This is a genomic window from Terrabacter aeriphilus, from assembly GCF_039542985.1.
In the GTDB taxonomy this organism is placed as follows: Bacteria; Actinomycetota; Actinomycetes; order Actinomycetales; family Dermatophilaceae; genus Terrabacter; species Terrabacter aeriphilus.
This window is the reverse complement of the sequence record NZ_BAABIW010000001.1, coordinates 26,379-38,896: the sequence shown is the minus strand read 5'-3', so window position 1 is coordinate 38,896 and position 12,518 is coordinate 26,379. Positions and strand designations below refer to the sequence as shown.

Annotated in this window: 10 protein-coding genes; all 10 read right to left on the bottom strand. The window is 70.7% G+C overall.

Going from position 1 to position 12,518, the window contains the following annotated elements:
- Positions 1–24: 24 nt before the first annotated feature.
- The 10 genes from ABD979_RS00165 to ABD979_RS00120 all read right to left on the bottom strand — a co-directional run bounded on the left by ABD979_RS00165 (position 25) and on the right by ABD979_RS00120 (position 12,443).
- On the bottom strand, positions 25–726 hold the full coding sequence (locus ABD979_RS00165; RefSeq protein ID WP_345505395.1) for an A24 family peptidase: 702 nt from the start codon (positions 724–726) through the stop codon (positions 25–27).
- Positions 723–1,580 carry a shikimate dehydrogenase gene (locus tag ABD979_RS00160; RefSeq protein WP_345505394.1) on the bottom strand — a complete coding sequence of 286 codons (858 nt, stop codon included), beginning with the start codon at positions 1,578–1,580 and terminating at the stop codon, positions 723–725. The genes ABD979_RS00165 and ABD979_RS00160 overlap by 4 nt, the downstream gene beginning before the upstream one ends.
- A complete protein-coding gene (mltG, locus tag ABD979_RS00155) occupies positions 1,574–2,839 on the bottom strand; it encodes an endolytic transglycosylase MltG (RefSeq protein ID WP_345505393.1) in 1,266 nt (421 codons plus the stop codon). Before mltG ends, ABD979_RS00160 begins: the two co-directional genes overlap by 7 nt.
- Positions 2,836–3,366, bottom strand: coding sequence for a Holliday junction resolvase RuvX (ruvX, locus tag ABD979_RS00150; RefSeq protein WP_345505392.1), 531 nt, complete (start codon positions 3,364–3,366; stop codon positions 2,836–2,838). The genes mltG and ruvX overlap by 4 nt, the downstream gene beginning before the upstream one ends.
- 2 nt (positions 3,367–3,368) lie before the next feature.
- Positions 3,369–6,041 carry an alanine--tRNA ligase gene (gene alaS / locus ABD979_RS00145; protein WP_345505391.1) on the bottom strand — a complete coding sequence of 891 codons (2,673 nt, stop codon included), beginning with the start codon at positions 6,039–6,041 and terminating at the stop codon, positions 3,369–3,371.
- A gap of 303 nt (positions 6,042–6,344) precedes the next feature.
- The gene (locus tag ABD979_RS00140) at positions 6,345–7,397 is read right to left on the bottom strand and encodes an ABC transporter ATP-binding protein (RefSeq protein ID WP_345505390.1); all 1,053 of its coding nucleotides are present in this window, start codon (positions 7,395–7,397) and stop codon (positions 6,345–6,347) included.
- Positions 7,394–8,464 carry an ABC transporter ATP-binding protein gene (locus tag ABD979_RS00135; RefSeq protein WP_345505389.1) on the bottom strand — a complete coding sequence of 357 codons (1,071 nt, stop codon included), beginning with the start codon at positions 8,462–8,464 and terminating at the stop codon, positions 7,394–7,396. Before ABD979_RS00135 ends, ABD979_RS00140 begins: the two co-directional genes overlap by 4 nt.
- The gene (locus ABD979_RS00130) at positions 8,461–9,447 is read right to left on the bottom strand and encodes an ABC transporter permease (RefSeq protein WP_345505388.1); all 987 of its coding nucleotides are present in this window, start codon (positions 9,445–9,447) and stop codon (positions 8,461–8,463) included. Before ABD979_RS00130 ends, ABD979_RS00135 begins: the two co-directional genes overlap by 4 nt.
- 115 nt (positions 9,448–9,562) lie before the next feature.
- Positions 9,563–11,341 carry an ABC transporter substrate-binding protein gene (locus ABD979_RS00125; protein WP_345505387.1) on the bottom strand — a complete coding sequence of 593 codons (1,779 nt, stop codon included), beginning with the start codon at positions 11,339–11,341 and terminating at the stop codon, positions 9,563–9,565.
- 70 nt (positions 11,342–11,411) lie between these two features.
- Positions 11,412–12,443 (bottom strand): ABC transporter permease, encoded by a 1,032-nt coding sequence (locus ABD979_RS00120; RefSeq protein WP_345505561.1) that lies wholly within the window; start codon positions 12,441–12,443, stop codon positions 11,412–11,414.
- Positions 12,444–12,518 lie beyond the last annotated feature (75 nt).

The window sequence follows — 12,518 nt, the reverse complement described above, 5'->3', positions numbered from 1 at the left end:
CCGCCCGGTCCGCGGGACCGACCGTCAGAAGAGCGGTCGCACGGCGACGACGAGCGCGAGCAGCAGGCCGAGCAGCATCCACGGCCCGAAGGCGATGTCGTCCTTGCGGCCACCGCGGCGCAGGGCGATGCGCGACAGCCCGTAGGCCGCAGAGAGCAGGAAGGCGGCATACGTCGCGACGAGCGTGGCCGACACCCCGAGGTAGCCGGTCGAGAGGCCCACGAGACCGGCAAGCGTCACGTCGCCGAGGCCGAAGCCGCTGCCGAGCAGCGCCGCCACGAGGGCGAGCAGGGCGTAGACGAGCCAGAGCACCGCTCCCACGACGAGCGCGCGCCACAGGGCACCCCAGTCGCCCGAGGCGGCCGACGCGATCGCGAGCTGCACCACGAGGAGGGGGTATGCCGGCCGGGTCAGTCCGCGGGGCAGCCGGTGCACGTCCGCGTCGATCCACGTCAACGCGACCGCCACGGCGCCCAGGCCGAGGTAGGCCGGCGCCAGCGCCCACTCCGAGAGCGGGCCGAACCGCCACGCGATGAGGCCCCAGAGGAGCGCGAGCACGACGGGCACGACGGTGACGGGCACGCGGGGCGGCGGGCCGGTCTCGTCGTCGAGGCGGTAGCCGCCCGTGGCGAGGCGCCGGCGCAGCACCTCGCCCACCGCTCCGCCGGCGAGCGCCACGACGAGCACGAACCACACCGGCGTGGCCGGGAACGCGGCCCAGCTCATGCGCCCGCGCGCACCGGGGTGCCCCACTCGGGATCGACGACGGAGGCGAGTGCCGCGGCCATGGCCTCGAGCGGCGCCGGCCGGCCCGTCATGAGCGTCACCTGGGCAGCCGCCTGGTGCAGGAGCATGTCGGTGCCGGGGGCGAGGGCCCAACCGGCCGCCCGGGCCCGGCGCTGCAGCGGTGTCGGGCCGTCGCCGTAGACGACGTCGAGCACGGCCCCCGCGCCCCGCGGCTGCGGGAGGTCGTCGAGGCGGGTGACGGCATCCGGCGGCACGGTGCTCACGACGACGTCCGCCACCGTCCAGTCGCCGAGGCCGACGACGTCGACCGCCAAACCGGCCGACCGGGCCTGCGCGACGGTCTGCTCGCGCGGCGTGCCGCGCACCATGAAGGTCACGCGCGCGGCGCCGAGCACGCCGAGGGCGGCGACCGCGGACCGCGCCGTGGCGCCGCTGCCCACCACGAGCGCGTGCGCGGGCGCGGTGGCCCCGGCGGACCGGAGCGCCGCGACGATGCCGTGCACGTCGGTGTTGTGCGCGTGCCATCCGGCCTCGGTGGCCACGAGGGTGTTGGCCGCGCCCGTCGCCGCCGCCGTGGCGTCGACGACGGAGGCCGCACCGAGCGCCACCTCCTTGAGCGGCATCGTGAGCGAGAGCCCCCGCCACGTCGGGTCGAGCCCGGCCAGGGCGCCGCTGAAGCCGGCCTCGTCGACCTGCCGCCGGTCGTAGGACCAGCCGGTCAGCCCGAGGGCCGCATAGGCCGCGCGGTGGAGCACCGGTGAGAGCGAGTGCGCGACGGGGCTGCCCCAGACGGCGCAGTGCGCGGTGACCGGGCCCGGCTGCTCGCTCAGCACGCGCCCTTGTTCTGCGTGCACCACTGCTGGAACTGCGCGACGTTGCGCTGGTGCTCGGCGTAGGTCGAGGCGAACTTCGTCTCGCCCGTCGAGAGGTTGACGGTGACGAAGTAGAGCCACTGCCCTGCGACCGGGCTCGCCGCGGCGGCCAGGGCGCTCTCGCCCGGGTTCGCGACGGGGCCGGGCGGCAGCCCGGTGAACCGGCGGGTGTTGTACGGGTTGTTGCTGTCGAGCATCTGCTGGGTCGGCACGCCCCGCTTCTTGAAGATGTAGTTGACCGTCGAGTCGAACCCGAGCGACATCTTGGCGGCGAGGCGGTTCTCGACGACGCGCGCCACCTTCGAGCGGTCGGCCTCGTTCTGGGCCTCCCCCTCGACGAGGCTGGCGATGGTGACGACGCGCTCCATCCGCTCCGGCGCGATGCCGAGCGCGTCGAGGCGCTTCGTCGACTCGGCCACCATCTGCGTCAGCTGGTCGAGGGCGCTCGAGGTCGGCCCGAACTCGTAGCTGGCGGGGAAGAGGTAGCCCTCGATGCGGCCCTTGGCCGACGGCGGCAGGCCGAGCTCGTCGACCTTCTTGGCGGCGGCCTGGTACTGCGCCACCGGGATTCCCGACGCCGCCGAGAGCCGGGGGTAGATCTCACTCGCCCAGAGGCCCTCGGGCACGGTGACGCGGGTGACGAGACGGTTCTTCGGGTCGACGAGGATCGCGAGCGCGTCGGCCGCGCGCATCTGCTTCTTCATGACGTAGACGCCGGGCTGGATGCCGCTGCTCTTCGCGTCGGCGTTCGCGGCCTCGATGAAGGCCTTGCTCGACTTGACGACGTCGCTGTCGACGAGCTCCTTGGCGATGCTCGCCCCGCCCGCGCCCTGGGCGACGGTGACGCGCACCTCGCCGGTGCCGGGGCCGGGGTAGTCGTTCGACTCGAGGAACCCCTCGACGACCGGCCGCAGGGCCGTCCACGCGACGGCCACGCCGCCACCGATGACGCCGAGAGCGAGCACGATGACGATCAGCCGCCGCAGCGTGCGGGCCTTCCCCGGGCGCGCGCCACGACGTCGCCGGCGTCCGCGCCCACCGTCCGCACCGGTGTCGGCCCGCTCGCGGCGGCTCGCCGGCGGGGTGGCCGCCGCGGCGTCCGGGTGGTGCGGGTCGTCCTGCTCGTGCGCGTCGTGCACGTCGAGGGCGTGCGCCTCGTGGGCGGGCACGTCGTGGTCGTCGTGGTCACCGAAGATCGACGACTCGAGGTGGTCCTTCATCGACGGCGCTCCTTCTTCCGTTTGCCCTCGGCCGAGAGGGTCTCCCCCGGTGGCCGGCCCGAGAGCGCCTCGGTGTCGAGAGCCGTCTGCAGGATGAGCACGGCTGCGGCCTGGTCGATGACGGCCCGTTGCCCCCTGCCCGGGACGCCGCTGTCGCGTAGTCTGCGGTGCGCGTCCACCGTGGTCAAGCGTTCGTCGACGAGCCGCACCTCCACCGTACCCGCGCCACCGCCGGCACGGACGCCGAGACGGACGGCGAGCTCCCTCGCGTACGCGCGGGCGATCCGGGCCGACTCCCCCTCCTCGCCCGAGAGGAGCCGCGGCAGCCCGACGACGACCTCGACGGCCTCGAGCTCCTCGACGAGGGCGACGATGGCATCGAGGTCGGAGCCGCCGGCCACGTCACGCGGGAGCGTGCGCACCGGGTGCGCGAAGACCCCGGAGGCGTCCGACGCGGCGACGCCGACGCGGGCGTTGCCCACGTCGACGCCGACGCGTGCCCCGGGGCGGGAGCGCTGCTCCGCCAAGGTCAGGAGCCCCGCCGCGCCAGCTGGTCCTCGACCGCGCCGAGGGCGGCCGACACGAGCGAGGCGTCGGTGCCGCCACCCTGCGCGAGGTCGTCCTTGCCGCCGCCGCCACCACCGAGGGTCTGCGCCGCGACCTTGACGAACGCGCCCGCCTTGAGGCCGATGTCGCGGGCCCGCTCGTTCGTCGCGACGACGGCGACCGGGCGCCCGTTCGCGACGGAGGCCATCGAGACGAGGACGGGACGGTCGTTGCCCAGGCGGCCGCGCACGTCGGTGACGAGCTTGCGCAGGTCGTCGCCCGTCACGCCCTCGCCCGCGTCGTGGCTGACGAACGTCACGCCACCGATGTCGCGGGCGGAGGCGACGAGACCGGCGGCCGCGCCGAGCACCTGGCTCTGGCGGACGGCGGCGATCTCCTTCTCCGCGTCGCGCAGTCGGGCGACGATCGTGGCGATGCGGTCGGGCAGCTCGTCGCGGCGCACGCCGAGCGAGTCGGTCAGCTGGCTGACGATCGAGGCCTCGCGCGCGAGGTGCGAGTAGGCGTCCGCACCGACGAGCGCCTCGACCCGGCGCACGCCGGAGCCGATCGAGCTCTCGCCGAGCAGCTTGACGACGCCGATCTGGCCGACGCGCGGCGTGTGCGTGCCGACGCAGAGCTCGCGCGACCACTCGCCGATGGAGACGACGCGCACGCGGTCGCCGTACTTCTCCCCGAAGAGTGCCATCGCACCGAGCTTCTTCGCGGCGTCGATCGCCATGATGTCGGCCGTCACGGGCAGGTCGTCGAGGAGCACGGCGTTGATGCGCGCCTCCATCTCGGCCATCGCCGAGGTCGGCACCGCCTGGAGCGACTTGAAGTCGAAGCGAAGGCGTCCGGGCGAGTTCTCCGAGCCGGCCTGGGTGGCCGTGTCGCCCAGCTCGTCGCGCAGCGCCTGGTGCACCATGTGCGTCGCCGTGTGGGCGCGCGAGATCGAGCGGCGGCGCACGACGTCGACCTCGGCCTCCGCGTCCTCGCCGACGGAGACCTCACCGTCGAGCACGGTGGCCCGGTGCACGACGAGCCCGGTGATGGGGCGCTGGACGTCCGTGACCTCGACGAGCGCGCCGTTCGCGAGCCGGATGCGGCCGTGGTCGGCCTGCTGGCCGCCCGACTCCGCGTAGAGCGGGGTGCGGTCGAGCACGAGCTCGATCTCGTCGCCCGGTCCGACCCGGTCGACGACGAGGCCGTCGCGGATGAGCCCGCGCACGCGGGTGTCGGTCACGGTCTGGTCGTAGCCGGTGAACTCGACCTCGCGGCCGAGGGTGTCGCTCACCTGGCGGTAGACGCTCGTGTCGCCGTGCGCCGACCGCTTCGCCCGCGCGTCGGCCTTGGCGCGGTCGCGCTGCTCGCCCATGAGCCGGCGGAAGCCCGGCTCGTCGACCTGCAGCCCCTGCTCGGCGGCCATCTCGAGGGTGAGGTCGATGGGGAAGCCGTAGGTGTCGTGCAGCGCGAACGCCTCCGCGCCGCCGAGGCTCGAGGAGCCCGACGCCTTCGCCTTGGCGACGGCCGTGTCGAGGATCGTGGTGCCCGAGCTCAGGGTGTGGCGGAACGCCTCCTCCTCCGCGTAGGCGATCTGGCTGATCCGGCGGAAGTCGGTCTCGAGCTCCGGGTAGGACGCCTTCATCCGCTCCATGCTGACGGGCAGCAGGTGCTCGAGCGTCGGCACGTCGACCCCGAGGAGCCGCATCGAGCGCACCGCGCGGCGCAGGAGGCGGCGCAGCACGTAGCCACGGCCCTCGTTGCCGGGCGTCACGCCGTCGCCGATGAGCATGAGCGAGCTGCGCACGTGGTCGGCCACGACGCGGAAGCGCACGTCGTCGTCGTGGTTCGCGCCGTAGCGGCGACCGGTCAGGTCCTCCGCGGCCGCGATGACCGGGAAAACCTCGTCGGTCTCGTAGATGTTGTCGACGCCCTGGAGCAGGAACGCGACGCGCTCGAGGCCCATGCCGGTGTCGATGTTGCGCTTGGGCAGGTCACCGACGATGTCGAAGACCTCCTTGGAGCGCACGTTCTCGAGCTCGTACTGCATGAAGACGAGGTTCCAGAACTCGAGGTAGCGGTCGCCCGCCTCCCAGTCGCCGTCGGCGCCGAACTCGGGCCCGCGGTCGAGCAGGATCTCGGAGCAGGGGCCACCGGGGCCGGCGACGCCCATGTTCCAGTAGTTGTCCTTGCGGCCGAGGCGCACGATGCGGTCGTCAGAGAGGCCGGCGACCTTCTTCCACAGCGCGATCGCCTCGTCGTCCTCGTGGTAGACGGACGCGTAGAGGTCCTTCTCGTCGAAGCCGAGGCCGCCCTCGGACTGGCTGCGCGTGATGAGCTCCCACGCGAGCTCGATGGCGCCTTCCTTGAAGTAGTCGCCGAAGCTGAAGTTGCCGTTCATCTGGAAGAACGTGCCGTGGCGGGTCGTCTTGCCCACCTCCTCGATGTCGAGGGTGCGCACGCACTTCTGCACGCTGGTCGCGCGGCTGAACGCCGGGGTCTCCTGGCCGAGGAAATACGGCTTGAAGGGGACCATGCCGGCGTTGACGAAGAGCAGGTTCGGGTCCTCGTGCACGAGCGGCGCGCTCGGCACGACGGTGTGGCCGCGGCTGCCGAAGTACGAGAGCCAACGACGCCTGATCTCAGCGGTTTCCATGGTGAAGTCCTTGCAGTGGTCGGGAAGGTGGCAGGCGGGGCGGGGGCAGCGCGCGCGTCACGGGCGCGCGGCTGACCCCCGGCGAGCTCGCCTCGCTCGCGCCACGGCGAGCAGCCGGGTCGCGCTGGGTCCCGTTCGAACCACGGTCGTCGTCCTTCGTTCGTCGGCGCACGCAGTCGCGCCGAGGTCAGTCAACCCTAACGGACCCGGCCCTTGCGGGCCCACCACGTATGCCGTCACCACACGCCGCTGGGCCGGCCCCCTCGTGCGGGAGCCGGCCCAGCGGCATACGGCGTCGGCGGGTCAGGCGGTGCGCTCGACCTCGGCGACGAGGTTGGTCTTGACCTCCGGGAAGTGGCACGCCTGCAGGTGCACGCCGCCCTCGCGGTAGGCGCGCGTCGACTCGTCCGCCGTCGACGACGTGAGCGGCGGCTCCTGGGTGGCGCAGATGTCCTGCGCCTTCCAGCAGCGGGTGCGGAAGCGGCAGCCGCTCGGCGGGTCGATGGGGCTGGGCACGTCGCCGACGAGACGGATCCGCTCCTTGGGGGCGATGCCGCGGGCGACGTTGATGTCCGGCGCGGCCGAGAGCAGCGCCTGCGTGTACGGGTGCTCGGGAGCCTCGTAGATCTTCTTCTTGTCGCCGTACTCGACGATCTTGCCGAGGTACATCACCGCGACCTGGTCGCAGAAGTGGCGCACGACGCCGAGGTCGTGGGCGACGAAGATGAAGGCGAGGTCGAGCTCGTTGCGCAGCTTGGCGAGCAGGTTCATCACCTGCGCCTGGATCGAGACGTCGAGGGCCGAGACGGGCTCGTCGGCGACGATGAGCTTCGGCTCGACCGCGAGGGCCCGGGCGATCCCGATGCGCTGGCGCTGCCCGCCCGAGAACTCCGAGGGGTAGCGGTTGATGTGCTCGGGGTTGAGGCCGACGAGCTCGAGCAGCTCCTGGACGCGGGCCTTCTCCTTGCCCTTGTGCAGGCCGTGCACGCGCAGGGGGGTGCTGAGGATCGAGCCGACCGTGTGCCTCGGGTTGAGCGAGGAGTAGGGGTCCTGGAAGATCATCTGCACGTCGCGGCGGATGCCGCGCAGGTCGCTCTCCTTGAGGTGCGTGATGTCACGCCCCTCGAACTCGATGGAGCCCCCGGTGGGCTCGTCGAGGCGGGTCACGAGCCGCGAGGTCGTCGACTTGCCGCAGCCGGACTCGCCGACGAGGCCGAGGGTCTGGCCCTGCTTGACGGTGAAGCTGATGCCGTCGACCGCCTTGACGTTGGCCCGCACCATCCGGAGGCCCTGGACCTCGCGGAAGGGGAAGTGGCGCTGGAGGTCGGTGACCTTGAGCAGCGTCTGGTCGCTCATCGGGCTCCCTCGTCGTTGTTCAGGGTGGCGACGGGATCGGCCAGGTGGCAGCGGATCTCGCGGTTGAGCAAGCCCGGCGTCGGGCGCCACTCCGGCAGCTGCGTCCAGCACGCGTCACCCTCGACCTGCGACTTGAAGTCGCAGCGGGGGTGGAACGAGCAGCCGGACGGCAGGTTGAGCAGGCTGGGCGGCGAACCCTTGATGGCGCGCAGCTCCTCGAGGTCCTCGGACGTCGAGGGCAGCGACTGCAGCAGGCCGTGGGTGTAGGGGTGCGACGGTGCCGCCAGCACCTCCTTGGCGTCGCCCTTCTCGACGCCACGACCGGCATACATCACGAGGATGTCGTCGGCCGTCTCGGCGACGACCGCGAGGTCGTGCGTGATGAGGATGACCGCCGAGCCGAACTCCTTCTGGAGGTCGTTGACGAGGTCGAGGATCTGCGCCTGCACCGTCACGTCGAGGGCCGTCGTCGGCTCGTCGGCGATGAGCAGCTTCGGGTCGTTGACGAGGCCGAGGGCGATCATCGCGCGCTGGCGCATGCCGCCCGAGAACTCGTGGGGGTACTGGTTGGCGCGGCGCTGCGGATTGGGGATGCCGACGAGGTCGAGCATCTCCACGGCCCGCTTGAGCGCGACCTGCTTGCTCACCCGGTGGTGCGCGCGGTAGGCCTCGGCGATCTGCTTGCCGACCTTGTGGAACGGGTGCAGCGAGCTCTGCGGGTCTTGGAAGACCATCGCGGCCTTGGTGCTGCGGACCTTCTGGAAGGTCGTGGCCGGCGCACCGACGAGCTCGAGGCCGTCCAGCTTGATGCTGCCGGTGATCTGCGTGCGCTTCGGGTTGTGCAGGCCGAGCACGGCCATGCTGCTGACCGACTTGCCCGAGCCGGACTCGCCGACGATGGCGAGCGTGCGGCCGAGTCGCGCCTTGTAGTTGAGGTTGGAGACGGCCTTGACCAGGCCCTCCTCCGTCGGGAACGCCACGGTGAGGTCGGTGACCTCGAGGACGACGTCGCCCGCGTTGCGCGCCTCGGCGCCCTGGGTGGAGATGGTGTCTGCGGTCGCGGTCACGAGAGCCTCACTCGCGGGTCGATGAAGGAGTACATGATGTCGACCACGAGGTTCATGATGACGACGACCACGGCTCCGATGAGCACGGTGCCCATGATGACGGGCAGGTCCTGCGCCTTGAGGGCCGCGAGGCCGCGACGGCCGATGCCGTCGACGCCGAAGATCTGCTCGGTGATGAGCGTGCCGGTGAGCAGGGCTGCGATGTCGAGTCCGAGGATCGTCGCGATCGGGCTCATGGCGGCCCGGAAGCCGTGCCGCAGGAGCACGGTCCGCTCGCTGATGCCCTTCGAACGAGCGGTGCGGATGTAGTCCATCGACAGCGTCTCGATCATCGAGTTGCGGGTGTAGCGCACGTACGACGCGGACGTGACGAAACCGAGGATCAACGCCGGTGCCAGCATGCCGAGGAAGTACGGTCCGACCCCCGAGGAGAGGGACGAGTACTGCGGCAGGATGTTCCAGAGGATCACGGGGTAGAGCGCGACGAGCAGCGCGAGCACGTAGTACGGGATGGCGCCGAGCACCTGCGAGGCACCGACGACGGTGCGGTCGAGGGCGGTGCCGCGGCGGACGGCGGCGAAGATGCCGACCGCGACGCCGATGGTCACGAACACGACGGCGGCCATGAGGGCGAGCACGACGGTGTTCGGGAAGCGGGAGAAGAGCTCGTCGTTGACCGAGCGACGCGTCACGAACGAGAAGCCCAGGCAGGGCGCACCGCAGTGCACGGTGTCGCCGGCGTAGAGGAAGTCACGACCGACGAAGAGGCCCTTGAAGTAGTCGAGGAACTGCGCGCCGAGCGGCTTGTCGAGCCCGAGGCTCTTGGTGATCGCCTCGAGGCGCTGCGCGTTGCACCGGGTCTCGGGGCACATGGCGCGGGCGGGGTCGGACGGTCCCGCGAAGAAGATGAGGAACGTCGACACCAGCGTGGCCAGGATGACGCTCAGGGCGAGAGCCAGCCGCCTGAGGATGTACGTGAGCACGGTTTGCCTTCCAAACGAGGTGGGCGCCGGTGGTGGGGGCCCGGGATGTCCCGGGCCCCCACCACGGCTATCAAGTCAGATCCTGCTCCCCCGAGGGGGCGCTGTCACTGATGACTTACTGGTCGAGCCACACGTCGTTAAGGTCCGGCATGCCCTTGTTCGGGTTGTTGACGACGTTCTTGACCTTCGTGCCGAAGACCGAGTTGCCCTTGTCGTTGTTGTCCGGGATGGCGAGCAGGTACGTCTCCGTCAGCCACTTGTCCATCTTGCCCCACTCCGGGCCCTGCTCCGTGATCGAGAGCTGCTGGATGCGCTTGATCTCGGAGTCGATCTTGGCGTCGGAGAAGTTGCCGAACGTCGTGCCACCCTGCGAGAGGGCGATCGTGCCGAAGGTGGGCGGGATGATCGAGTCGGCGGACGGCCAGTCGAAGCACCAGCCGCGCGGCGACTGGAGCATGTTGTACTTGCCCTTCGGGTCGCCGACGAGCTTGCGACGCTCGGCGTTCGGCACGCCGATGTCGGTGACCTTGAAGCCGGCCTTCTGCAGCGCCTGCTTGCGGACCTGGTTCACCTTCTGGGCGGTGTCGTCGTCGTTCGTGTAGTAGTAGATGAGCTCGAAGGGCTTGTCGGCGCCGTAGCCGGCGGCGGCGAGCATCTTCTTGGCCTCGTCGGCGTTGCCGTCGCCCTGGCCGTTCATCTTGAAGCCCGGGGCGGCCTCGGCCGTGTAGTCCAGGTGGCCCGGGATCTGCGGCGGGATGATCGTGCTGGCGGGCGAGAACGAGTGCGTCGTCTCACCGCCGGCCTTGTGGATCGAGTCGAAGGGCCACGCCACGGCGATCGCCTTGCGGATCGGCAGCGGGATCTTGCGGGCGTCGAGGTTGACCATGAGCACGCACGAGGACGGGCCCTCGGCGAACTGCGCCTTCTTGTCGCCCTCGATCTGCGGGATGAGCGAGGAGTCGATCGGGTCCCAGTTGAGGCTCGTCGCGTCGTCGCCGTTGGAGGCGAGGATGGCGGTCTGCGTCTTGATGGTGTCGACGCCCCACTTGAAGTGGAAGCCGTCCGGGTAGTCGTGGCGCGCCGGGTCGGTGTTCTTGTCCCAGTTGGGGTTGCGCTTGAGGATGAGCTCGGTGCCGGGCGTGTACTTGTCGAACATGTACGGGCCGGTGGCGAGCGGGTGCAGCTGGTAGTCGGCCTTCTTGTCCTTCGCCTCGGGGATCGGCGTGAACTGGTTGAAGGAGACGAAGTACGGCAGCGTCTCGAAGCGCTTCTCGAGGTGGAAGACGATCGTCTTGTCGTCGGTGGCCTCGACGCCCTTCCAGTTCTTGTCACCCTTGTAGGGGCCCTGGTAGTCCGCGCCGCCCTTGAAGAACTCGCGCTGGTAGGTCGGGCCGTTCGCCGCGAGGTCGGGGTCGAACGAGCGCTTGGCCGCGAAGACGATGTCCTGGGCCTTGACCGGGCTGCCGTCCTCGTACTTGATGCCGTCCTTGAGCGTGAAGGTCCACGTCAGGCCGTCCTCGGACTGCTTGCCGAGGTCGGTGGCGAGGTCCGGAACGAGCACCTGCTTGCCCTCGCGGCTGACGTAGGTCGTCAGGGCGCGGTGGGTGAGCGAGAAGATGACGGCCGTGTCCTGGTAGAACTGGTCGCTCGGGTCGAAGTTGGCCGGAACCGAGGCGTAGGGCACCGTGAGGATGCCGCCGCGCTTGGCGCCCTGGATCTCCGGGGCGGGGCCCTTGGCGTTCGGGTCGAGGGCGGCGCCGGCCTGGTCGACAGGCGCGTTGCCACCGTTGGTGCCGTTGCCGGCCCCACCGTTGTTGGCGGACGGGGCGCCGCAGGCCGCGACGAAGCCGAGGGAAGCCGCGGCTCCCACGGTCAGGACTTTGGTCCAGCGCATTGTTGTTTGCTCCCTTGTGCTTGTCCCGGCTCTTTGCCGGGAACATCGGTGTGCCGAAGCCGGGGTGGGGCTAGCGGCGGCTGGTGGGGTCGAAGGCGTCGCGGATCGAGTCGCCGAGCAGGCTCAGGGCGAGGACGAGGAGCGACAGGCCGATGACCGAGGGCCAGAGCCACAGTGGATACGTGGCGAAGAGGTTCTGCGCGTCGGCGATGGTGCGGCCCCACGACGCGGTCGGCTCGACGAGGCCGGCGCCGAGGTAGCTCAGCGTCGCCTCGTACGTGATGTAGGCGGGCACGGCGATGGACGCCGAGACGATGATCGGGCCCACGAGGTTGGGCAGGATCTCGCGGAAGAGGATCTGGCGGGTCGGCACGCCGATGGCGCGCGCGGCCTGGACGAACTCGCGTTCACGCAGGCTCTTGACCTCTCCTCGGACCAGGCGGGCCAGACCCATCCAGCCGAAGACGAAGAGGATGACGATGAGCACGATGAAACGGATCTGCGAGATCTCGTCGGCGGTGAGGTCGCCGGTGCCGGCGAGGCTCTTCTGCATGATCGGCACGATGGCGAGCACGAGGAGCAGGATCGGCAGCGACAGGAAGAAGTCGATGACCCACGAGATGATCTTGTCGGCGACCCCGCCGAGGTAGCCGGCGACGAGGCCGAGCGTCACACCGATGATCGTCGAGGCGGCCGCCGCGACGAAGCCGATGATGAGAGAGGGGCGCGCGCCGATCGCCCAGCGGGCGAAGAGGTCACGGCCGAGGCGCGGCTCGACGCCGAGCCAGTGGGCCGAGCTCGCCCCGACCTCGGGCAGGCCGTTGAAGTCGATGAGCTCGGTGTGCGTCGCGTAGGGGTCCGCCTTCACCCCCGTCAGCGGGTCGACGGACTCGAGGGAGTAGAGCAGCGGCGCGAAGATCGCGACGATGATGAAGAAGAGCACGATGGCGAAGCAGACGATCGCCACCTTGTCCTTCTTGAGCCGCGACCAGGCCACCTGACCGGGAGAACGACCGGTGCGGGCCTCCTGGTGCTCGGGGGCCTTCGTCGAACCCTGCTCCTCGGATTCCTCGATCAGCGTTCCTGCTGAGGGCTCCGGCATTGCGTTCAACGCGTCGTCTCCATCCTGGGGGGATCTCATCGGCCCGACGAGCTCTGGCGGGCCCCCGACGTCGTG

Coding starts and splice junctions, on each gene's coding strand:
- ABD979_RS00165 (WP_345505395.1), bottom strand. CDS start 726: ATGAGCTGGGCCGCGTTCCCGGCCACGCCGGTGTGGTTCGTGCTCGTC.
- mltG (WP_345505393.1), bottom strand. CDS start 2,839: ATGAAGGACCACCTCGAGTCGTCGATCTTCGGTGACCACGACGACCAC.
- alaS (WP_345505391.1), bottom strand. CDS start 6,041: ATGGAAACCGCTGAGATCAGGCGTCGTTGGCTCTCGTACTTCGGCAGC.
- ABD979_RS00140 (WP_345505390.1), bottom strand. CDS start 7,397: ATGAGCGACCAGACGCTGCTCAAGGTCACCGACCTCCAGCGCCACTTC.
- ABD979_RS00125 (WP_345505387.1), bottom strand. CDS start 11,341: ATGCGCTGGACCAAAGTCCTGACCGTGGGAGCCGCGGCTTCCCTCGGC.
- ABD979_RS00120 (WP_345505561.1), bottom strand. CDS start 12,443: ATGCCGGAGCCCTCAGCAGGAACGCTGATCGAGGAATCCGAGGAGCAG.